The sequence below is a fragment of the Criibacterium bergeronii genome, from assembly GCF_001693775.2.
GTDB classification, from domain to species: domain Bacteria; phylum Bacillota; class Clostridia; order Peptostreptococcales; family Filifactoraceae; genus Peptoanaerobacter; species Peptoanaerobacter bergeronii.
In genome coordinates this window covers 80621-104583 of sequence record NZ_MBEW02000004.1, presented here as the reverse complement: position 1 = coordinate 104583, position 23963 = coordinate 80621, and the positions used below count along the sequence as shown (strand labels likewise).

The window sequence follows — 23963 nt, the reverse complement described above, 5'->3', positions numbered from 1 at the left end:
TTTATTTTTTATATATTACATTCTATATTTTTTCTAAATTGTGTCGGTTTCATAAATTTTTGTTTTTGGAATTGATTAGTAAAGGTGCGTGCGTTGTTAAATCCCACTGCAATAGCTATATCTACTATTGTATCGTCTGTTGAAAGCAAAAGCTCACATGAATAATTTATCCTCAAATAATTTACAAAGTCATTAAAATTACGCTCTACCACATAGAGCAACACTCTATTTAATTCGTTAATGCTCATATTGAATTTTTTACAAACATCCTCTTCTGTGATATCTCCTGTAAATCTTGAGTAAATGTACGATATCATGTCGTAGGTTACACTTCTTTCGTTGTTTTTTAGCTCAATAGAAAGGTTTTGATTTATTTTTCTGTAGTGATTTGGTGTGACACCAATTTTTTTTGAAAAGGTCTTTGAAAGATGGGATGCATCTGTGAAACCTACTAATTCTGCGATATCATTAAGTGTAACATCTGTATATATAAGAAATTCTGTGGTTTTTACTATCCTCATTTGGTTTACCAAGTCGTTAAAGGTATATCCTGTAACATCCATACAGTATTTTGCCAGCGAGGACTCACTCATAAAAAATTGTTTTGAAACTGAGCTTAGTGTAAGCTTTGCTCCAAGATGTGAATACAAATACTTGAATATTTCGGCTCTTTCATCAAAGTCTGGATTTTCAACCTCTTTTATTTTTACATCAACCTTATGTGCTATCCGCAAATACCATATAATTACTTCCATCAGTTTATTCGTGACATACACACTGGCAAGGAGCTTTTCCTCTTTGACATCCAAAATAGACTCCACTCCCACTTCGGATTTTATATCATCAAAGGTTTTTATAAATGTCTCCCATTCCTGCAAAGATGGATAGATTACCGGATGCTCTGTCATTTCTTTTTCAAAGGAAAATTGCTCTTTTAAATAATTATACTGTATTTTCATGTTCTGATTTATAAAGTCCATATTATAAACCAGCTTAATGTATTGCAATGGCTGGCCAACTTCTATTACCTCAGTTATTTGCCAAGGAAATATGCTGATTATTGCGTGTGGCAATATATTTACAATCTTGTCGTCAATCTTTATTTTGCCAATGCCTGTAAAAAATACCAAAAAACGGCTCTGCTGATGGATTAGTGGTGTAGTTGGCTCATTAATAACCTCTATATCATACGAACAAAGCTTACGCTTGTCATAGCTTGAGGTGAAAGCTGTTTGAATTTCATAATTTCTCATAATTTTATTCCCGAGTTGTAATTTAAAATTTTGAGTTAGTAGATTGTATAAAATTTAACTAATTATAAAATAATTAGTTCGAAATTATCACTAATAAATATTTAATTTATACATATAAAATATACCATAAAACTGATTAGATTTCAAAATTTTATTTAGTAAATGCCAAAAAAATTCACCAACTATCTTAGTAATTTTGATGTAGTATATCTACATAAAAGCTAAAATAAATCGGTGAATTTCATTTTATTTGCATTATTTATTGTATACAGTGGTTTTGATTATTTAATATTTAAATGCAAAAATTTGCATAAAAAACCGGGGTACCGTTATCACATAAATTCACTCCCGAGATGAATCCCAGGTGGGTGACCTGTCAAGCTACGCTAATTACCAGGATACGTCCGTGACGCCAAGGCATATTTTTGTAGTCTGAACAACGGTCTCCCGTATAAATATTGTCGGTTGAATTTAATAATGATTGACGAATACTCCAGTAATATTATTATAATACATTTATATAAATTTGTAAAATGGTATAAATTTTTATTTTGTACTTTCTCTTTTAATTATTTTTGCATCAAGTATCATGTTTGAATAGTTTGTAGATGGTTTTTTATCCTTAGAACCGATTTGTTTTACAACCATTCTAGCACACACTGCTCCAATGTCATAATATGGCATTTCCAAGCTTGTAACCATTGGTCTGATTAAGCTTATGGTTTTTGTGTCATATAGCTGAGCTATCTTCATTTGCTTAGGAATTGCTATACTAAGGTCTTCTGCTACAAAAACCGCAGCAAGCGTCTTTTCATCAGTAGTTGATATTACACTGGCAAATTTTTCTTTTTTAAATTTTTTTAGTAATTCCTTATAGCATTTGTCTCTGTCATTAGATACTCTAAGTATTTCATAGCTAATATTTTTTTCGTCCAGTATCTTTTTAATCAGCTTTTCATCATCAACATCTGCTTGGTCTGTTTTATCTGACTCTTTAGCTAAAAATGCTAGTTTACCGGTAGTCTTAACCTCTTCAATCAGCATTTCAAACGCTTTATTTTTGTCTATATCAACAAAGTTAACAGCTTGCATTTTCCCTAGCGTTTTTGAATAGTACACTGTCGGGATTTTTTGCATAACCAGTTTTTGATTAACCTGTTCATTTATCTCAGAGGTAATCATGATTATCCCGGCAACCTGTTTTGACACTAGTAAATTTATATAATAATCCAGCTTTTTATCATCATTGTACGTCGTGCATACAAGTGAGTCATATTCGTACATTCTAGCTATTTCTTCAATACCGTTAAGAAATGTTCCTACCATTGAGTCTGACAAGTCAGGAGCGATGACACCTATTAACTGACTTTTTTTCATTACTAACGAACGTGCTACCGGATTTGGAACATAACCGGTTTCTTCAATAATTTTTAAAACTCTTTCTTTAATAGCTTCACTTACAGGCTTTGATTCATTTATAACCCTAGAAACTGTTGAAATAGATACGCCTGACATCCTTGCTACATCTTTAATTGTAACTGGCATAAAATAACTCCTTTATTTAATATTCAATTGTGTTAATTATACATCTTTAGGAAAACTATTTCAAGCTTAAAACATTTTGTAATATAATATTAAAATTACTACAACTGCTACTTTATAAAAAAATATAATTTAAAAAAGTGCCCACTTTAAGTTTGAGTTGGCACTTTTTTGTTTAATATTATTTATAAAAATAATTTACTATTTAATAACTGTTGCTGTTTTGCTTGAAGCAGACCATTTAACTTCAGCACCTAGAGATTCAGCTATAGCTCTCATTGGTAAAAATGTTCTTCCATCTTTTATTTCAGCTGGTGCATCAAGTGTAACACTCTTGCCATCTACTGTCATGCTGCTTTGTCCTAGAGTTATAGTTACTATTTTGTTGTCTTTAGTTGTAAGTGTAGCTGTTCTTGTTGCCGCATCCCAATCAACCTTGCTATCTAGTGCTTCAGAAAGTGCTCTTACTGGTAGCATGGTTCTGCCATTAGATATATATGGCTCAGAGTCTAAGCTCATAGCTTTGCCATCTACTGTGTAATCTTTGCCTCCTATAGCAAATACAACTTCTCTTTGTTTTGGTGCTGGGTTTACTACAAATAATTCAATAGTTTTGATTGTTTGGTCAGGCATCTTTGCATTTACTAGATTAAATTTGTAGCTACCATCATAGCCAAATTTGTCTAGTGTAACCATAAGATTAGAAACTGTAATTGTAGATGGTTTTATAGATTCTCCTCTTACTGAAAATCCAATAGTTGTTCCGTCAAGTTTTTCATTACCTACTCTGATGTCTCCTCTTGTAGCTTCTACTTTAAAGTCTTTACCAAATTGTAGTCCTTTATATGCTGGGTCTAATTTTAGTAAATATTCGCCTTCTTGTAATGCTCCGGCTTGAGTTTCAGATATTATTATATCAGATAATTTTTGGTCCATTTTGCCAAGCTCTATTACGTCAGCTTTTCTTTCAGCAACGCTAAGTCCTTCTACTACATTGGCTACAACTGTCTTAACTGTGTCGAAACCTTTACCTTCAAACGTAGCTGTTATGTCGCCTTTATAGCCGTTCTTTGGCATTATATCAAGATTTATTGTCCATTTATTAGGTGTAGCTGCTTTTTCATTTAAGTCGAGGCTTACATAATCGCCTTTTTGATTTCTAACTGTTAGTGTATCTTCACCTTTAACATTTTTGATTTTAACTGAGTCTTTTACTATATCAGCGTTATCAAAAACTAAATCAAATGGTGAGCCACTTATCATAGAGTTTTCTACTGCCTCTGTTATTGTTATTTCTACTGGTATTTTTGTATTTTCTGTTGCTCTTTGATATGATGATGAAATATTAACTGCGTAGTCACTGATTGTAGCAACTTTTGCTACTTCGCTGTCATTTTTGCCGACTACATCTACTAATACTGTCAAATCGCCTGGTTTTGTACCTCTTTCAATATCAAAATAAGGTACTACATAAAACATGTCTCTTTCTTTTAAGTCTGTTTTAATCTTAAATTTAAGAGAACTACCATCTATTTGAGCAGCTCTTCCATTAACTAGTGTTTTGCTATTCCATTTTATTCCTGATGATAATTTTAATTCAAAAGTTTGTTCTTCGCCCCAAGCGTCCGCTTTTTCTTCTCTTACATTAATTAATGTTCCCTTTTGTTCTTCCAATGCTCCTACTGTCGCAGGTACTACAGTATCAATTTTCATTGTTTGAGCTGCATAAGCAGAGCCCATGAACATTGCTAGTGATAAGCTTAGTGCTGATGCTCCTATAAAAAATCTTTTCATTTAATAATCATCCTTTCAATTTTTATTTTGTTTCAGATTTTTATTTTAAATCTCATGTACTATTATAATACCCGAGACGATAAAATATAAAGTGATTTTATATTAAATAAACGTTACAAAAAATAGTCTCCGTTTTAATTGGAGACTATTTTGTTTTTATAATAATGATTTATATACATCAAGATACTTTTGACTTGAAACCTTCCAGCTAAAATCCTGCTGCATAGCATTTTTTATTAAATTATTGAAAACATCTTTTTCATCATAATAAATTCTGACAGCATCTTGCAAGGTAAATAACATTTCATGTGCATTGTAATTGCCAAATGCAAATCCGCTGCCCTCTCCTGTAAATTTGTTGTATGGCACTACGCTGTCATTCAAACCGCCTGTTTTTCTAACTAGAGGGATTGACCCATACCTCATCGCAATCATCTGTGACAAACCGCATGGCTCAAACTGAGATGGCATAAGGTATATATCGCTTGCTGCATAAATCTCTGAGGCTATCCTGTCGTCATATTTTATTATCGCTCTCATTTTATCGTGATTAGCATATTCACTGTTTCTAAAGCTGTCTTCGTAGATAGGGTCGCCTGTGCCAAGAATTACCAGCTGTAATCTCATTTGCAGTATTTCACCCAATACCGCATTGATTAAATCAAGTCCCTTTTGGTCAGTAAGCCTTGAGACCATACCGACCATAATAGTGTCTTTGTCTTGTGGAAGTGCCATTTCCTTTTGGAAAGCAAGTTTATTTTTGTATTTATTTCCCAAATTATTTTTATCATATGATGATGATAGGTACTTATCCTTTTTCGGGTCATAGACATCGTAGTCTATTCCATTTAATATTCCGACTATTTTATTGTTGTACTTTCTAATCAAGCCATCAAGATTTTCACCAAAGTAGTCATTTTGTATTTCATTAGCATATGTTGGACTAACTGTCGTAACCTTGTCTGCAAAGACTATGCCTGCTTTGACATAATTAGCTTTGCCATAATATGCCATTTTATCTTCGGAGTTGTAATAATATGGCAATCCTAGCATATCAAATACCATATCAAAATCAAATACGCCTTGAAATCTCAGGTTGTGAATTGTAAATACCGTTTTTTGTGTCAATTGATACTCACGAAGTAGAGGTATTACCATTGCTGTTTCCCAGTCGTGGCAATGTACTATGTCGTAGTCTCTAAAATGCCTTGCGATTACTTCTACAATAGCTTTTGAAAAGAATGTAAATCTTTCTCCATCGTCAAAATGTCCATATATTGTATCTCTGTCGAAATACTGCTCATTATCTACAAAGTAATACATTACATCGCCAACTTTTTTTTGATGAAGTCCTACGTATTGATGTCTAAAGCCAAGAGAAATATAAAAATCGTCAATCTTTTTTAAATCGGGATATTTTTGCTTTATCCCCTTATAAAGAGGAATGATAACTGAACATTCCACTGCCATCTTGCTAAGAGCTTTAGGCAAAGATGCAACTACATCTCCTAGACCTCCAACCTTCATAAAGGCTTGACTTTCTGAAGATGCAAAAAGTACCTTCATATCGTTTCTCCTTTTTTAATAATTATAGGCATATTTATGTCACCAATCAATTTTTTCTTTTCCTGTATAGTTACGTTTTTGTCAGTTATTACGTTGTTTATATAAGCTCCCTCACCAATTACTGTGTTTTGCAAAAGTATAGAGTTTTCAACCACTGCATCTTTTCCTATAATAACTTTTCTAGCTATTATAGAATTTTTCACCTTCCCCTGTATGATGCACCCTGAGGCAACTATGGAATTTTTTACATCTGATGTGCTGTCAAAAAATGTTGGTGCCTCATCTTTAGTCTTTGTGTAAATCTGAACATTAGGATTTTGAAAAATTTCATCACCAATATTTTCATCAAGCAATGCGTTATTAAACTCTCTGTAGCTTTTTATGTCAGTTACTGCTTTTAAAAATCCGTTATATCTGTATAAATTACATTCGCTCTCAAGCATATAGCTTTGTAGCATATTGTCTAAGTAATTATACTGTCCTGTTTCTATAGCTGAATACATCAGCTCTAGGAACTTTTCTCTGTTTAGTAAATAGCACCCCATGGAGATATTTCTTTCCTTTGAGGAGCACATATTTTTGCCAATGCTGCTGATTTTTCCATTATTGACATTGTATACTGTGCTTTTATAAAAATCTACATCCGCATTTTCTACAGTCTTGTATAAAGCTGTGATATCAGCCTGAGAGCTTATATGTGCATCAAGTACCTCGTCAAAGTTAATCGTAAAGATAAAGTATGGATTTGTTACCAATATATACTCTTGGTTTGACCTTTCTATAAAGTCAATGTTTTCAAATACATTTTGTATATCTCCAACCGCTTGTTTCTCATTTAATTCATAGCGGTTTGAAAATATATACAGTCCATCTACTAATCTATCTAAATCCCAAGTTGAGCCATCGCCGATGTGGTCATTTAGTGAACGTATCTTTCTTTGGGCAAATATACCGACATTAGTAATGCCTGCCGCAGTTATATTCGATAAGATAAAGTCTATCAAGCGATATCTTCCTGCTATAGGCAGTGTAGCTAGAGGTCTGTTTAGTATGAGGTCATTTTTTCTTATGTGGTCTTCGTTTAGATTAATAATTGCCATTATCGGATTTCTAAACATCTTCTTCACCTCCGTCCAATGTTGCATTACTTCCTATGGAATATAGCTTGCCGTCCTCACTATATGCCTGCACTTTTTCTCCTATAATAACGTGTTCACCTATTATAGCTTTTTTTACATGAGCGTCTTTTTTTATGGTGGTTTCTCCCATTATTACTGAGTCCTCTACTATTGCTCCCTCTTCTACTTTTACCTCTGAGAATATTATTGAATTTTTGACTGTGCCTTTAATCCTAGCTCCATCAGCTATCATGGAATGAACCACCTGTGCATCCTTTGATATATACATAGGTGGAAGTGATTTATTGTGAGACCTTATCTGCCATGATGTATCAAATAGATTGAGCGGGTTATCTATGTCTAATAAATCCATGTTGGACTCCCAATAGGACTCTAATGTACCAACGTCTTTCCAATATCCTGAAAATTTATAAGAATATAATTTTTTATCCTGAGCTAGGAATGATGGAATTATGTCTTTACCAAAATCTTCTTTGCCTCTTGCTTCCAGTTCAGCATTTTTAAATTCTTCTCTTAATGCCTGCCAGTTAAATATATATATTCCCATAGACGCTAAATTGCTCTTTGGATGCTCAGGTTTTTCTTCAAACTCATATATTTTACCATCTTCATCAGTATTCATTATTCCAAATCTTGGAGCTTCCTCCCATGGCACTTCTATTACTGCTATGGTTATATCAGCGTTATTTTTTTTGTGAACGTCCAACATTTTTTGATAGTTCATCTTGTAAATGTGGTCACCTGATAATACCAATAGGTATTGTGGGTCAAAAAGGTCAATGAACTCTATATTTTGTTCTATTGCGTGTGCAGTGCCCTTATAAAAATTTTGCTCTTTTTCGCTCATATATGGTGGCAATATAAAAGCTCCGCCATCTCGTCTATTTAAAGCCCATGACGCACCTATGCCTATATGATTATGTAACTCAAATGGTTTGTACTGCGTGAGTACGCCTACCGTATCCAAGCCGGAGTTGGCACAATTGGATATGACAAAATCTATTACTCTATACTTTCCACCGTATGGCACTGCAGGTTTTGCAAGATTTTGTGTGAACATCTTCAGTCTACTACCTTGTCCACCAGCTAAAATCATTGCCAGCATTTCCTTTTTTTTCATAAAATACCTCCTTGTTTTTCTATCGTTTGTATGAAAGAACATAAAGCTTGGAGTATCCATTCGATGAAAACGTTGTTTTTGTTTTCAAAAAAAAATGAAAAAGCATTACGTATATAAATTATAATACTCTTTCATTGTAAAGTCAAGGTATACAAGGCATTTAAATATGGTTAAATATATTTTCTTTAATATTTTTTTGCATTTTTATTATACAAAATATTCATTTTTTATTTAAAATTTTCCATGTATTCTCTGTAAATTTTCAAAAAATCTTTTTTTGCATTTTTAGGTATCTTCACTGTAATGGAAATCATTTCTTCTACCTCTGATTGAGATTTTTTAATTATATCTTTAAGCTCTTGTATTGATGTGTTATTTTTAATTTTTTTTAAAAAATCAAAATTCAGTTCTTGTCTAGTAGACATATCATAAATGTAATCTTGTAGATTTTTGTCCAGCCTTGACAATGTTATAGCCTGATTTAAGCCAATTACGTTGTCGTCTATCATGTCAAAATATTCCGGCTTTAGATTTTTAAGCGAAAGATAGTTTTGAACCATTCTGCCTGTTATTCCTAGGCTTTGACCTATTATATCTCTAAGCTTTCCTTTTGTAGTTGCATCTTTTTTTAAATATACATATTTTTTTAGTATTGAGTCTGTTTTTTCGCTACTGCTTAATTGTCTAGCAACCCAGTTGGTATCTATTATTATCTCCTGAGCTGTATTTTCGTTAATTTGGTTTTTTGTTTTTATTATTGCCGGGATTTTTGAATATTGGTCAGTTTCGGTGTTATCTCTTAGTGCTTTAAATGCTCTTAATCTGTTGTGTCCAGCCAAAACCATATATCCTTTATCTTGCTCCCACACCACGATTGGATGCAGTAAGCCATTTTTTACAATTGACTCCAGCAGTTCAATAAATTTATCTTCAGGTAGTGGCTTGTAAAAATTCCACTCACTTGGTGCATCGTACAAATCATCTAGGTCAAGTTCTACTACGGATAGCACTTTTTCATCTTCATCAAATCTTGATTTTGCAGTTTCTTGTGGTTTTTCTGATATTTTTTTTAATCCTGCAAATCTTGACTTGTCAATTATCGGTTTTTTAGTCGACAATTAAATCTACCTCCTTTGCCAGCTCTAAATACCAAAGTGCGGCTCTTGATGATGGTGCAAAGTCACATATCGGCTGTCCTACAAATTGGCTCTTTTTTATATTTATATCCACCGGTATGGAAGATTTCATTATTTTTGATGAGAAAAGCTCTCTTAATAGACTTCTTGTCTCTTCGGTTGTGGACTCTCTGTTGTCTACTTTTGTCTCCACTATTCCAAGTATTTCTAATTTATCGTTGTTTATTTTTACCTCGTCTATAAAGTTGGATAATGGCTCAAGTCCTTCTATGCCAAACGCTGATAGCTCAACCGGTATCAATACATAATCTGACGCTACTAATATGTTATAATTAAGTAACCCTAAAAACGGACAGGTATCAATTATTACATAATCATATTTTTCGCTATCGATTATCGGCTGCAAAATCGTCTTGAAAATAAATTCTCTGTTGTGTTTATTTATTATTTTCATATCCAAGGCTGAAAGCATATAATCTGATATTATTAAATCCAAATTTTCATAATTGGTTTTTTTTATGTAATTTGACAAGTCTTCTTCTTTTATTATCGCATTATACAAATTTTTATCTTGCTCTTGTGAAAAATCATAAGAGCGTGTAAGGTTCATTTGCATATCCGCATCTATCATAAGCACTTTTTTTTCCATTTTGGCAAGGCAAAATGCCAAGTTACCTGACAATGTGGTTTTTCCTGAACCGCCTTTGTTATTTGAAACAGATATGACCGTAGTCTTCATTTTTTCTCCACTAATTACTTTTAACTAAATTATTAATGAGTTTATTATATCAAAATTTCGGGTTTAGTACAAACAGATTAGTCTATAAATAGTGTGGTTTTGTTTAATATTTTTGTATTTTTTATTTTTTTATGATAAATATGTAGCAAAATTTCATGCAAAACTTGTAATTAAATAAATATATTGATATAATTATTTGATATAATTTTGTGTAACAATAAATAGGAGGAATAATGATTAAAGCATACGCAACATCCGGTGCAGGCTCAGCAGGCGGTGGTATAGGTGGTTTATTACTGCCATTAGTCTTAATGTTTGCACTTTCTTATTTTCTTATGATTAAACCTCAAAAGAAAAAACAACAAGAGGCAATTCAATTGAAAAATTCTTTAAAAGCCGGCGATACGGTTATACTATACAGTGGTCTAGTAGGCACTATAGTCGCTGTAGATGGCGAAATAATAACTATAGAATGTGACCCTGACAAGGTAAGATTAAATTTCCAATCTTACGCTGTAGCTAGAGTTACATCTAAAGAAGAGACTTTATATGAAGAGACAGAAGAAGATAAAGAATTTGAAAGGCAACTATTCGGAGAAGAGGACAATAAAGACGACAAAGAACAGTAGTCTTAAACTGGAGGAGTTTTATGAAATCAAAAAATAGCAAAAACAGCAAAAGAAGTTTTATTTTTGTCATTATTCTGCTGATTGCCTTGGGATTTATTAGTGTATTTGGCATTAAATCAGGTGATAAATATTTAGTTGCCCCATTATATACAAAGGTAAATCAAGGTCTAGACCTAAAGGGTGGGGTTTATGTAGTATATGAGGCAGAAACTGACGCAACAGGCGAAGAATTATCAAAAATTATTAAACAGACCATAGAGGTTTTTCGTAAAAGAATAGACGGTATGGGTCTTACAGAACCTCTTATAATCAAAGAGGGCACAAATAGAATAAGAGTAGAATTGCCCGGCGTAAAGGATGTCAATTCTGCCATTCAAGCCATAGGTAAGACAGCTCAGCTAAAATTCTTTGATAAAGATGGCGTTGAGATTTTAAATGGTTCTAATATTAAAGATAGTGCTGTCGCAAACGACAACAAGGGGCAATATGTAGTCACATTACAATTTAACGATGAGGGCACTAAGCTTTTTGCAGATGCTACAGCAAAGGCAGCTCCAACACATGCACCTATATATATCATGCTGGACGATAAAATAATATCAGCTCCATCTGTCCAAACAGCTATATCAGGTGGTACAGCAGAAATATCAGGTAATTTTACAGCAAAAAGTGCAAGTGAGCTTGCATCTCTTATAAGAGCCGGTGCATTACCTGTAAACTTTAAGGAAATAGAAAGCTCTACAAAATCAGCTCAGCTTGGCGATGAGGCTTTAATGAAGAGCTTACAAGGTGCTGGCATAGGCATATTATTAGTAATGCTATATATGGCAATTTTCTATAAAATCCCGGGTATACTTGCAGATATCGCACTGGGCTTTTATATAATAATATTCTTATTCTTATACACTTTACTAGGTGCTACTTTAACACTCCCTGGCATAGCCGCACTGATACTGTCTGTTGGTATGGCGGTAGATGCAAATGTAATAATATTTGAAAGAATTAAAGAAGAGCTTGAAGAAAGTCATGGTATTAAGACCTCTATAAAAAATGGTTTTTCAAAGGCATTCAGCACTATTATGGACTCTCAGATAACTACTATCATAGCCGGTATTGTGCTATATGCTTTTGGTACAGGTTCAGTTAGAGGCTTTGCGGTTACACTTATTCTAGGTATAATGGTTTCCTTATTTACCGCTATAGTTGTAACAAAATTCTTATACACTCACCTTGTTAATTTTGTAGATATAAAAGACTATTCACTTCTAGGTGTGCCTAAAGTAAAAAAAGATTCCAACACCGGTTTTAGTTTTATAAAAAATACTAAGGCATTTTTCATAGTTTCACTGCTTGTCATAGTTATAGGTCTTGGATTTGGAGTAGGCAAGGGATTTAACCTTGGTATAGATTTCTCCGGTGGTACACTTATCGAAATGAATATGCACAAATTTATCCCAACAGAAGAAATCATGCCTTTGGTACACGAAGTCGACCCATCTGCCTCAATTGATTATCTTGGTGATGATAAGAGCAGAATACAGATAAAGACTACAAAAAATCTTGACGAGGGTCAAAGAAAAGATGTATTTTCAAAATTCCAAAAAAAATACACTCTGCAACCTAACGACTTAGTACAGTCCGGCTATTTCGGTGCATCTGTAGGTCAAGAAATCCAGCGAAATGCAGTAATATCTATTATTATTGCTAGTATATGTATGTTAATATATATAACTTTTAGATTTAAATTGAACTTTGGTATTGCAGCTATAATCTCATTACTACACGATGTATTTGTATTACTTGCAGTGTATGCACTATTTAGAGTACCAGTAAATTCACCATTCGTAGCTGCCGTTTTGACAGTGGTTGGTTATTCTATAAATGATACCATAGTTGTATTTGACAGAATAAGAGAAAATCTAAAAGGCTTTAGAAAAATGAGTAATGAAGAAGTCGCTGACTTGTCAATCAGACAAACTCTTACTAGGTCAATAAATACATCAATTACTACACTGCTTTCTATAGTTTGCCTATATTTACTAGGAGTAGACTCAATCAAAGAGTTCACATTACCACTACTAGTAGGTATTGCCTCAGGCACATACTCATCAATTTGTATAGCCAGCCCGCTATGGGTAATGTTTGAAAAAATGAGAGATAAAAAGAACGCTGACAAGAAAAATTTGTCAGGTAAAAATGTAAAAGCTATTCAAAAATAAGTCTATGACAATAAATTAGTATTTTAGCAGTCAAAATATGACAAAGAGGCGGAAATTTTAAAAAATTTCCGCCTCTTTTATGCTATGCAACTATTTTTCATTTGTCCTTATATTAAAGAAACTTTATAAATATAAAACATTGCATATCCAAAATATAAGAAATTACATAAATACCTTGCATAGTCAGCATATTTCAATCTAGGAGTTGATTTTGTTGCAACATTTAAAAAAATTACAAAAAGTATAGTAAATGTATAGAATATATCGCTGCGGGATTTGGAATATAAAAAATCTGTTATTATAAGATACAAAATCGGAATTATAAAGAGTAAATACGTTGCGACTATAAAAATTGAGTCCTTATCTTTCTTTTGTAACATCTGCATCTACTTCATCTCCAAGCTATTACGTTTGTAATTAAATTAATTATTTTATACCCATTAATAGATTAAAATAATATTAAATTACTTTTTTATTTAACTTGATTTTATAAGTATACTATTACATTTACTAGTGATTTTTAATTGTAAATTTATTTTTAGATTTTTTTGATTTTAGCTTGACTACAAACGCTATATTTATTATAATATAAAAGCTGTGGAGAGATGTCCGAGCGGTTTAAGGAGCACGCCTGGAAAGCGTGTATAGGGTTTTCCCTATCGGGGGTTCAAATCCCCCTCTCTCCGCCATTTAAAATACTTGACTTTATAATTTATTTCTTTGTAAAAATAAATTTTTCTATACTATGAGCTTATCGTTATGGCTCAATTTTTTTGTATATTTTTTATCGTCTAAACTCTAAGGAAAATTGTCCGAGTGGTTGAAGGAGCCGGTCTCGAAAACCGGTAAGCCTACTAAGGCTTCGTGGGTTCAAATCCCACATTTTCCGCCAATACATAAAGTGCTGATTTCATGTAAGATAATTGAAATCAGCACTTTTATTTATTCATAATCTGCTATAAAAAGTTAACATATGCAATAATTTGTCAAAGTTTATTTTCGCAAATTTAGAAAAATCCTAGTAAATAAATCAGTTTTTTATTTTAAAATTGCAAAATATTTATATATTTCTATAATATTAAGCTTTTACATCAATATTTTTGAAATATTTACTTAATCATTCCAAACAAATCATTTAATCCCTCTGCCATGGTAGGGTGAGTATAGATTTTATCTCTTAATACCTGATAAGTCGCCCCCATATCAATCGCAAGTGAAATTATATTTATAACTTCATGTGACTGCTCGCCATACAGGGTTGCTCCCAATATTTTATCAGTTTTGGAGTCGACTATTGCCTTATATAGTCCAACCGGACGACCTAACACCTTGGATTTTGGCACGGATGCTGCCGGCATACTTGCTACTTTCACGTAATAGCCTTGCTCTTTTGCTTTTTTTATGTGTAAGTCCTACTTGTGATGTAGTATTCTTCGTCACTCAAGCTGCTATATTTTCTATTTTCTGCCAAAACTGTAAGCTTTTTTTGTAGGTATGCAAGCCACAATTATGCAAGTGCCACCATACATCTTTTTAGCTCTTTCTATTAATACTGTTTGTTCCCATTTGCTTGCAAAAAATCCTGCTAATGTTTTGCCAGCTTTACCAAATCCTATAATTATATTTTTTACTTATTTGTTCATAATATTTTCTCCAATTTTATACAGGATTTTTATACCAATTTTTTAATAAAAACAGTAATTAATAATTAATTTCATTTTGTATGGAAATAGACAATAAAAAAGGCTCTATAATAAGCTATCGAATATAGGTCTTTACTTTTATTCAATACTTATTAACGAACCTTTTAAAAGTTGATTATATTTTAGTCATAATGATATATAACGTATCTTACAGCTTTATCTTAAAACAATTCACGTCCATCAATTATGGCATTAATCATCAATACCTAATATATCATTTATATTATTCTTATACAGCACTGCCTTTGCCCCGTAGATTGCCTGCACTCCTCCGCTTACTTCAAGCACTTCTGTTGCTCCTATTTTTTTAAGCTTTTCTTTATTAACCTTTTGAGTGTCTTTTACCGATACTCTCAATCTAGTTATACAAGCGTCTACGTCTTCTATATTTTCCTGTCCGCCTAAAGCATCTATTATTTCAATTGACTCATCTTTTAAGGAAGATTTCGTAGTTACTTTGATTTCATCATCGTCTGTTTCTTCAAATCTGCCCGGAGTTGCTACATTAAATTTCACTATTAAAAATCTAAATACAAAGTAATACAATACTGCCCATACCGCACCAAATGGTATTTCTAGCATCCAATTTGTTTTTGCATTACCTTGAAGAATACCAAACAGCGTAAAGTCTATTACGCCTCCTGAAAAAGTGTTACCTATAGAAATATTTAGTATATCAGCTATGAAAAATGATACTCCATCTAAGAAAGCGTGTATTACATATAACCAAGGTGCTACAAACAAAAACATAAACTCTATCGGCTCTGTAATACCGGTTATAAAGCTTGTCAAGGCAACACCTAAAAATAAACCCTTATATTTTTCTCTTCTTTCTTTTGGTACACAATGATACATAGCAAGACACGCTGCTGGCAGACCAAACATCATGGTAGAAAATCTTCCTGCAAAATATCTTGTTCCCTCTGTAAATAAGCCTTGGTGATTAGGGTCAGCTAATTGAGCAAAAAATATTTTTTGAGCACCCTCTATAGTCTGCCCTGCAACTACTTCCGTACCTCCTAAGGCTGAATACCAAAACATAGGGTAAATCATATGGTGTAGTCCTACCGCACCACAAAGTCTCATCAAAAATCCATAAAAAAATGTACCAACTGGGCCTGCTTTAGAAATAAGCTCTCCTGAGCTAACTAGTAAATTTTGAACAGGCGGCCAAATTATATAGAATATACAGCCTATAAATATAGCTGCAAAAGATGTAACTATCGGTACAAAGCGTGAACCCCCAAAGAAACCTAAAACCTGAGGTAATTGGATATTTTGATATTTGTTGTGTAATTTTACTGCTACAGCTCCTACAACTATTGCACCTACAACTCCTGTATCTATGGCTTTCCCTTCAGGATTAAATATTGACAGCAAAGTTGCAATAGTCCCTGTCATTACGAAGTATCCTACAGTACCAGCTAGTGCTGCTGTGCCTTTATCTTTTCTTGCAAGCCCAATACATAGACCAATACAAAGTAGTAATGACAAGTTCCCAAATATTACGTTACCCGCACCACTCATGATCTTGAATATCACTTGTAAAAAAGGCTGATTTAATACCGGATATGTGGCAACAGTTGTCGGATTAGACAGTGCTCCCCCTATACCCAGCAAAAGACCTGCCGCCGGTAAAATCGCAATCGGCAGCATAAATGCTTTACCAATTTTTTGCAAAGTTTTAAACATTTGTCCCCTCCACATAAAATATAAAAAATTTAATATAAACTGATGACTATATTAGATAAATTTATAGTCACTTTTAAATACACTGATAAAATATTTGAAAACTCATAGCATTTCATTATTGCACTGAATTTATAATATTTTGAATGTGAATTGTAAGATAACTTACTTCACCTTTTTCAATTTTAATTTTATAGTTATCGTTGACTATCTTCGCTATACCCTTGGCTATATTATGGGCTACCGGATACTTTTGAGATAAAACTCCTATAACCTCATCACTAATTTGGATTTTTTCCTCCGCTCTTTTCAATGCAAACTTCAAATGGGTTATCAGCCTTATTTTTTCAATACTTTTATCCTTGATTTTAAAATTAAGCTCCTGCTCTATGTAATTAATACTTTGATTAATTATTTGAGCATAAGCTACAGACTTTTGTGAGCTTTGTTTGTTTAATGCACTGTGAATATGAAGGGTTATAAACGCAATCTCTGTTTCAGGAAGATTTACATTCAGCCTTTTGTTAATATAAGTCAACAGAGTTTTAGAAAAGTCATATATTTTATCATACATAACATTTATTTCTTCTAAAAATATATTGCTAATATTTATATTATTTTCATACCTATAAACTGAAAAGTTTAGATGGTCAAGTAAAGCTATATGAATATACTCATCATAGTCCGTATTAAACTTCTTCTCAATCATATCTATTACCTCTTCAACAACAGTGATAATTTCATCACTGCACTTAGGTAATAGCTTTTGGTACTGATTTATATGCTCTGTATTTTTATTAAAATAAATCTTTTCGACCTTATCCTCTTCTACTGTTTCATTTGGCTTTTTATTAAAGCCAATGCCTTTGCCTAAAACTATAAATTCATTTTCATTTTTTTCATCACTGCAAAGAACTATATTGTTGTTTAGTGCCTTTTTAATAACATAAACATTCATTTTTTTACTCACTTATTTCAAGAATATCAGTAGTTTTATCAACTTTATCATTTTCAGAAACTAAGAAATTCATTTTATCCTCTGAACAATTAGATACCACTAAAATCACATCCGTTTCATAGCCACTATCTCTAATTAGCTGAAAATCACATATTGTTAAAAGGTCACCTTTTTTTACGCTTTGGTCTTGCTTAACCTTGGAATTAAATCCCTTTCCTTTTAACCTTACTGTGTCAACCCCAATATGCAATATTAATTCCACTCCATTTTCTTGCCTAATACCAAATGCGTGCCCAGTGGAAAAAACTGATACGAGCGTACCATCTACCGGACAATAAATTTCACCTGAGCTTGGTATAACAGCCAAGCCATTTCCTAATAGTCCTTTTGAAAAAGCCTCATCCTTAACAGCACTAAGATTTTTTACCGTACCTGAAACCGGTGAATTGACACTAATTTTATTAGATTTTTTTAAAAAATCAAATAACATTCTTACCCCCTATACCTTAAAATCCAAAATTTTTGAAATATTTACAACAAACAAACAATTAATATAATAAAGCTTACATAGATTATTTTTGATTTTTAAAAAATTTGCACAAAAAAAGCTCACTAAGTAATCTACTTAAATGAGCTAATGCCTGTTTCCAGTTACACGCTTTTATTACTATCATATTAATATAAAAATATATCGTTGTCAACAAGGATTTTAAAATTTGTAATTAAGATACAAGAGCTACTTTAATTGTGTTTTTTAAAATAAAATACTATTTATCTAGCCTCATTCATACTCTTAATAAATCTTTGTGCTATTTCCTTTGGTCTTGTAATTGCACCACCTACAACTATACCAACAGGATTTAATTTTAAAACCTCTACAGCCTGCTGTGGACTGTGAATTTTTCCCTCAGCTATTACACTAACTCCAGCGTCCACTAATTCTTTTATCAATTCAAAATCAGGTCCATCAAATTTATTACTATAAGATGTATAGCCGGATAAAGTAGTCCCCACAAAATCAATCCCTTTGTTAAAAGCGTTCAATCCCTCTTCTAACGTGCTGATGTCAGCCATATAAAGTTGATTAGGATATTTTTCTTTAATTTTTTTTATAAAATCATTCACACTTAATCCATCGTGCCTTTTTCTATAAGTAAGGTCAAGAGCTATTACGTCTGTTCCTATCTCAACCAACTCATCCACTTCTCTGATAGTAGGAGTAATATATGGTTCTTCCGGTGGATAGTCTCTTTTGATTATACCAATAATCGGTAAATCCGTCACTTGTCTTATTTCAGTAATATCCCTTACAGTGTTTGCTCTAATGCCTACTGCTCCCGCCTGCTGAGCAGCCAATGCCATAAGTGGCATAATGCCCCCTTTTTCAGAATATAGAGGTTCTCCCGGCAAAGCTTGACATGAAACAATCAATCCACCCTTTATTTTGTTTATAAAATCTTCTTTTTTCAATTTTGCATCCCTTTTAATTTTAAAAATTAAAAATCAAAAAAATAAAGCTTTAAACGTGTAACATAAAAATATCACACACAAATAGTTTTTGTCAAGTTTAGTATAAAAACTTAAAAGAGACCTTGCGGTCTCTTTTAATATTAAATCATTTTTATTTTCTGTAAAGATTATCAAAATCTCTTAATACTCTTGGTGTAAGCATTTGATGGAATGGGCAGAATGACTTAGGATTTTGATATGAGCTTTCTGTAAATGCTTCTACATAATTTCTAAGCGCTATCATATCTACTATTTCATCTACAAAACCATATTTTGCACAACCTTGAGGAAGTGATTTGTCATTGTAGTCATCGATAAGCTTGTTCATTTTATCTATTGTAGGTTGTAGGCTTTCTCCCGCTTTTTTATCTTTAACCAATCTACGGGAGTACATAGCAACCGCTGCTGTTTCACCAGTCATAACGTTGATTTCTGTAGCTGCTGTACCTATTGAGAAGACATTTGTATCATTTCCTTGAGGTCCACCAAGTACATAGTGAGCTGCTGCTGTACCTTTTCTTAGTGTGATTTCCATTTGTGGAATATTAGAATTTTGGATAGAATAAATCAGTGATTGTCCAAGACCTAAAAGTTCTGCTTTTTCAGCAGGGTCACCAACGTCTATACCTGTAGTATCCTGTATCCAAACCATTGGTATTCTATCTCTAGCACAAAGTGTAACAAATTCGTTCATTTTTATTAGACCTTGTCTATAAAGTTTTCCGCCTACACCTATGCCGTTTTCGATGTATTCAGGGTATTTCATTAATATACCTTGAGCGTTTGCTACTACACCTACAAGAAGTCCATTAACTTTTGCAAGACCTGTAATCATTTCAGGACCATAAGATTTTTTATATTCCATGAATTCAGAATTGTCAAATAATCTTGCTATAACTTCATACATATCATAGCTTCTCTTTTTATTCATAGGAACTATGTCATATAATTCATCTTGTAGCATTGCTGGTAGTTTTGGTTCGTCTACTCTGAAGAATTCAAGGTTATAAGCTGGTAAAAAGCTTATATATTTTCTCATCGCCTCTATAACGCCTTCTTCACTTTCATATACTTCTCTGAAGAAACCTGTCTGTTCATAGTGAACACCTACTGAGCCTGGAGGAGCTATATGATTATTTTTAGCGTTTAGATTAGCTTGGATTATTTCTTCTGCTGACTCTTCGTCTATAAATCCTTTTGGGTTCATACCGCCAAGGATACCTGCTCCGCCAACTGCCATGTTGGCATCTTTGTGAGCTATTAGTATTGTTGGCGAAATTGAGTGATACCCACCACCAGCTGGGTTAGTACCATAGATACCAACTATTACCGGTATACCTAGTTGTTCTAGTTCAGCATTTCTGTAAAATGGTGTACCGCCACCACGTCTGTTAGGGTATACTTTATCTTGCACATCAAGCTTAACACCTGAGCAGTTTAATAGATACACTAGTGGTATTCCTAACCTTTTAGCTGTATCAGAGCCTCTTAATAGATTTTCCGCTTGTCCTGGTATCCATGCTCCAGCAAGCTTTTTGTTATCAGACGCGATAACTACTGCCCATTTGCCTTCGATTTTAGCAAGTCCTTTTAATATACCAGTGTCTCCATCTTTATTATTTTCAGGGTTGAAAATAGTGTTTAGCGGACACCAAGTGCCTTCGTCTATTAATTCTTCTATTCTTTGTTGTGCTGTTAATTGTCCTGATTTATTTACGTCTTCATCAGATTTACCATATTTTACAGCTGCTTCAATTGTAGCATGGATTTGTTGCTCCATTTCTTGCAGTAATTGTCTGTTTTCAGCATTAGGTGCTTTTACAGGTTTACCGATTTGAGGCATATTCTGAAAATATGATTTCATTGAGTAATTGCCCATGTTTTCTCCTTATATATATTGGTTCTTTTTATAAATACGAAACTTGATATTAACTAAATAATCAACCGTATTTATTATTTTTATTATTCTTCTTCTTTAGGAACTTTGATGAAGGCTTGACCTGGGTCAACTTCTTCTCTTATTATTCTTATTACTTCTTCATTTGGTGCTTCAAGAGCTATAGCTTTTGATACATCAATGTCAAAGCCTGTATTTTCTTTGATATCTTCTGGAGAAGATGTTGGATAATATCCCCATAGATACATTCTCTTAGTCTTTTCATCAAATTTAAGAACGCCTCTGTCTGTAACAACAGCTATTGGTCCTCTATTTGTAGGAAGTCCTTTTTTAGCTCTGCCATCTGGTCCATCTATCCAGCCTGGGCTTGTTATATAATCTATTTTGTCTGTAAATCTTCTTTTTTCATGCTGCATCATGATTACTGTGTTAACAAATGTAGCGATACCATTTGCACCACCTGAGCCTGTAAATCTAGTCTTAGGATTGTTGTAATCTCCCATGCTTGTAGAGTTTACGTTACCATATGGGTCGATTTCAGCTCCGCCAATGAAAGCTATCATTCTATTTTCATCATGTAGCCATTCGTTGCTTTCAAAGCCTATAAATCTAATATTAGGCCATTGTACGGCACAATGAGCCATAAATCTGTTGTCCCCAACTGACCTTGGAACTTCTATTGGAGAGCAATCTATTAATCCACTTTCAACTATAAGTCTACAGTTAGGAGCAAAAACTCTTTTTGCAAGAGATGCACCTATAAGCGGCAAACCAGTTCCAACTATAACTATTTGTCCATCTTCTATAATTTTAGCTATTGTTATAGCCTGCATTTCTTTGTTAGTATAATTTTTATAATTAGCCATTTTACTCTCCTCCCTTATTTAACTTCAGTTGCGTATCCGTAACCAATAACATTTTTATATTTTAACAAACGTGCTACACCAAGTTTGTCAAGATACTCTTCATGTGTTTTAGTACCATATACCCATTCATCAAGGAAGGCTTTAAAGTCTTCTTCAGTTTTACTTACCTTATCATAGTTTATATACCATTCTTTATCGTAATCATAATAGTTATAAACCTGAGATGGATGTGCACCATGAGGGCAATGCACAACTGCGTTTACGCAAAAACCAGGAATAGAGTTTTTAGCAGGGTCAAGTCTAATTTGTTCATCAGTAACTAACTCTTCACAAGTAACTATTACTCTCTTTGCAGCTACAGCTATATCTACATCATGGAATTCGTCCCCTTCTATTGAGCAAGTGCCATCAGGAGATGCTTTTTGAACGTGAATAACTGCACAATCAAGCTCTGGAACTGGAAGTGCCAATACTTTTTCGCCTGGTTTTAGAGGATTGTCAATTTCAACTAATTTATCGTTAGGTAATTTATCTATAGTTGCTCTTACTTCTTTAGTGATACCCCATTTATCAGCAACGTCAGAACCAAGCATCAATCTTACTGGTAAAAATGGAAGTCCAAGAGATGCAGCGTGTAGCATAAGCATTATAGCATCTTGAGAATAATCTTCGAATATTAATTCTCCTGCTTCAATTTTTTTTCTGAATCTTCTTGATACATTAGTGTAACCGGAGTTAGCTGTGTAGCAGTTTATGTACGCTTTTACTCTGCCTTCACCTATTAACATATCCCAGTCACCACCTGCTGGACCTGCATAAGCTATAAAATCTTTTTGACCTTGACGTAAAATTTCATGCACTGCAGCATAAGGCTTTCTATTAGTTGTGAATCCGCCAAAGGATATAGCATCTCCATCTTTGACAAATTGTGATACAGCTTCTTGTAAGCTCATTACTTTACTCAAAATAATTACCTCCTTATTAAATTGGGTGGATTATGTGGAGTTTATAAACGCCACATAATCTAAAATAATTATAAATAATAAATTTTTAAAATTTATAAATAAACTTATTTAAACATCAACAGGAAGAACCCTGCTGCTACTGCTGAACCTATAACCCCTGCAACGTTTGGTCCCATGGCGTGCATTAATAGGAAGTTTGTAGGGTTGTATTTTGCCCCTTCAACCTGAGATACTCTAGCTGCCATAGGTACTGCTGACACACCTGCTGAACCTATAAGTGGGTTAATCTTTCCTCCTGTAACTCTATACATAATCTTACCTAAAATAACACCGCCTGCTGTTGCAAATGCAAATGCTGTAAGACCAAGAGCTACTATCATTAATGTTTGAGGACTAAGGAATATTTCTCCATTTGCTGTAGCACCAACTGTAGTACCAAGCATTATTGTAACTATATTACATAGTTCATTTTGAGCTGTACTGGATAATCTGTCTGTAACTCCGGACTCTTTAAATATATTACCAAGCATCAACATACCAAGTAGCGGTGCAACAGATGGTAATAAAAGAGCGCAGAAAAGTACAACCATTGCTGGGAATATAACCTTTTCAGCTTTGCTTACTTTTCTAAGCTGACCCATTTTTACTTTTCTTTCTTCAGGAGTAGTTAATGCTTTCATTATAGGTGGTTGAATAAGTGGTATCAACGCCATATATGAATACGCTGCTACTGCTATAGGTGCTGTAAGATGCTGAGCTAAGTTGTTAGCAGTATATATTGCTGTAGGGCCGTCTGCTCCGCCTATTATACCTATAGACGCTGCTTCTTGAGGAGTGAATCCCATAGCTATAGCTACTGTAAATGCAACAAATATACCAAACTGAGCTGCTGCTCCAAGAAGCAAGCTTGCTGGGTTGGCAATAAGTGGGCCAAAGTCTGTCATTGCTCCAACGCCCATAAATATCAAGCATGGGAACAGTGAGCTTTTAACCCCGCTATAAATTATACGCAATATCCCAGATGTATACCAAGGTTCGGATTCTGTCATTAAACCTGCAAGTGGTATATTAGCTAAGAACATACCAAAGGCAATAGGTAATAACAAAAGTGGTTCAAATCCTTTAGCAACAGCCATATACATGAGCACAAAAGAAATCACAATCATCGTTGCATTTCTCCAATCAAGTGCCATGAATCCAGACTGCTGAATTGTCTGCTGGATAACTTCAAAAAACATA

General features: G+C 33.4%; 19 protein-coding genes, 2 tRNA genes and 1 other RNA gene. 4 read left to right on the top strand and 18 right to left on the bottom strand.

All coding sequences use genetic code 11. From position 1 onward, the window contains the following. Window positions 1–8: 8 nt before the first annotated feature. From BBG48_RS03130 to BBG48_RS03090, 9 genes are all read right to left on the bottom strand, one after another. Window positions 9–1253, bottom strand: a complete 1245-nt coding sequence (locus tag BBG48_RS03130) for a helix-turn-helix domain-containing protein (RefSeq protein WP_068912669.1) — start codon at window positions 1251–1253, stop codon at window positions 9–11. Between the two features lie 311 nt (window positions 1254–1564). Then, a non-coding RNA gene (ssrS, locus tag BBG48_RS03125) (6S RNA) lies at window positions 1565–1756 on the bottom strand. 43 nt (window positions 1757–1799) lie between these two features. After that, complete coding sequence (locus tag BBG48_RS03120; RefSeq protein ID WP_068912668.1) at window positions 1800–2798, bottom strand: LacI family DNA-binding transcriptional regulator; 999 nt, start codon at window positions 2796–2798, stop codon at window positions 1800–1802. A 198-nt stretch (window positions 2799–2996) separates the two neighbouring features. Beyond that, entirely contained in the window at window positions 2997–4589 is a 1593-nt protein-coding gene (locus BBG48_RS03115) for a copper amine oxidase N-terminal domain-containing protein (protein ID WP_068912666.1), read from the bottom strand. Window positions 4590–4745: 156 nt separating this feature from the next. Continuing rightward, a complete protein-coding gene (gene glgA / locus BBG48_RS03110) occupies window positions 4746–6155 on the bottom strand; it encodes a glycogen synthase GlgA (RefSeq protein WP_068912665.1) in 1410 nt (469 codons plus the stop codon). After that, window positions 6152–7273, bottom strand: a complete 1122-nt coding sequence (gene glgD, locus BBG48_RS03105) for a glucose-1-phosphate adenylyltransferase subunit GlgD (RefSeq protein WP_068912663.1) — start codon at window positions 7271–7273, stop codon at window positions 6152–6154. The genes glgA and glgD overlap by 4 nt, the downstream gene beginning before the upstream one ends. After that, window positions 7266–8414, bottom strand: coding sequence for a glucose-1-phosphate adenylyltransferase (locus tag BBG48_RS03100; RefSeq protein WP_068912661.1), 1149 nt, complete (start codon window positions 8412–8414; stop codon window positions 7266–7268). The genes glgD and BBG48_RS03100 overlap by 8 nt, the downstream gene beginning before the upstream one ends. A 227-nt stretch (window positions 8415–8641) precedes the next feature. After that, window positions 8642–9532 (bottom strand): ParB/RepB/Spo0J family partition protein, encoded by an 891-nt coding sequence (locus tag BBG48_RS03095; protein WP_068912660.1) that lies wholly within the window; start codon window positions 9530–9532, stop codon window positions 8642–8644. Then, entirely contained in the window at window positions 9522–10289 is a 768-nt protein-coding gene (locus BBG48_RS03090) for a ParA family protein (RefSeq protein ID WP_068912658.1), read from the bottom strand. Before BBG48_RS03090 ends, BBG48_RS03095 begins: the two co-directional genes overlap by 11 nt. Before the next feature lie 233 nt (window positions 10290–10522). Here BBG48_RS03090 and yajC point away from each other — a divergent pair, with 233 nt between their 5' ends. The 4 genes from yajC (at window position 10523) to BBG48_RS03065 (ending at window position 14029) form a co-directional block, all read left to right on the top strand. Next, window positions 10523–10918 (top strand): preprotein translocase subunit YajC, encoded by a 396-nt coding sequence (yajC, locus tag BBG48_RS03085; protein ID WP_068912657.1) that lies wholly within the window; start codon window positions 10523–10525, stop codon window positions 10916–10918. 20 nt (window positions 10919–10938) lie between these two features. Further along, window positions 10939–13137 (top strand): protein translocase subunit SecDF, encoded by a 2199-nt coding sequence (locus tag BBG48_RS03080; protein WP_068912655.1) that lies wholly within the window; start codon window positions 10939–10941, stop codon window positions 13135–13137. Window positions 13138–13736: 599 nt separating this feature from the next. Next, window positions 13737–13826: transfer RNA gene (locus BBG48_RS03070), tRNA-Ser, on the top strand. Window positions 13827–13939: 113 nt separating this feature from the next. After that, a tRNA-Ser gene (locus BBG48_RS03065) sits at window positions 13940–14029 on the top strand. 217 nt (window positions 14030–14246) lie between these two features. Here BBG48_RS03065 and BBG48_RS03060 read toward each other — a convergent pair. The 9 genes from BBG48_RS03060 to BBG48_RS03020 form a co-directional block, all read right to left on the bottom strand. Continuing rightward, entirely contained in the window at window positions 14247–14540 is a 294-nt protein-coding gene (locus tag BBG48_RS03060; RefSeq protein WP_274541823.1) for a hypothetical protein, read from the bottom strand. Window positions 14541–15032: 492 nt separating this feature from the next. Further along, window positions 15033–16532 (bottom strand): PTS transporter subunit EIIC, encoded by a 1500-nt coding sequence (locus BBG48_RS03055; RefSeq protein WP_068912650.1) that lies wholly within the window; start codon window positions 16530–16532, stop codon window positions 15033–15035. A 115-nt stretch (window positions 16533–16647) separates the two neighbouring features. Further along, window positions 16648–17487 (bottom strand): PRD domain-containing protein, encoded by an 840-nt coding sequence (locus BBG48_RS03050; protein ID WP_068912649.1) that lies wholly within the window; start codon window positions 17485–17487, stop codon window positions 16648–16650. A gap of 4 nt (window positions 17488–17491) precedes the next feature. After that, the gene (locus BBG48_RS03045; RefSeq protein ID WP_068912647.1) at window positions 17492–17977 is read right to left on the bottom strand and encodes a PTS sugar transporter subunit IIA; all 486 of its coding nucleotides are present in this window, start codon (window positions 17975–17977) and stop codon (window positions 17492–17494) included. Window positions 17978–18258: 281 nt separating this feature from the next. Then, window positions 18259–18957 carry an N-acetylmannosamine-6-phosphate 2-epimerase gene (locus tag BBG48_RS03040; protein ID WP_068912645.1) on the bottom strand — a complete coding sequence of 233 codons (699 nt, stop codon included), beginning with the start codon at window positions 18955–18957 and terminating at the stop codon, window positions 18259–18261. Between the two features lie 151 nt (window positions 18958–19108). Then, window positions 19109–20875 carry an acyl-CoA carboxylase subunit beta gene (locus tag BBG48_RS03035; protein ID WP_068912644.1) on the bottom strand — a complete coding sequence of 589 codons (1767 nt, stop codon included), beginning with the start codon at window positions 20873–20875 and terminating at the stop codon, window positions 19109–19111. Window positions 20876–20958: 83 nt separating this feature from the next. Next, entirely contained in the window at window positions 20959–21759 is an 801-nt protein-coding gene (gene gctB / locus BBG48_RS03030; protein WP_068912642.1) for a glutaconate CoA-transferase subunit B, read from the bottom strand. A 14-nt stretch (window positions 21760–21773) separates the two neighbouring features. Next, the gene (gene gctA / locus BBG48_RS03025; RefSeq protein WP_068912641.1) at window positions 21774–22724 is read right to left on the bottom strand and encodes a glutaconate CoA-transferase subunit A; all 951 of its coding nucleotides are present in this window, start codon (window positions 22722–22724) and stop codon (window positions 21774–21776) included. A 104-nt stretch (window positions 22725–22828) separates the two neighbouring features. After that, window positions 22829–23962 (bottom strand): sodium ion-translocating decarboxylase subunit beta, encoded by a 1134-nt coding sequence (locus BBG48_RS03020; protein ID WP_068912640.1) that lies wholly within the window; start codon window positions 23960–23962, stop codon window positions 22829–22831. Window position 23963 lies beyond the last annotated feature (1 nt).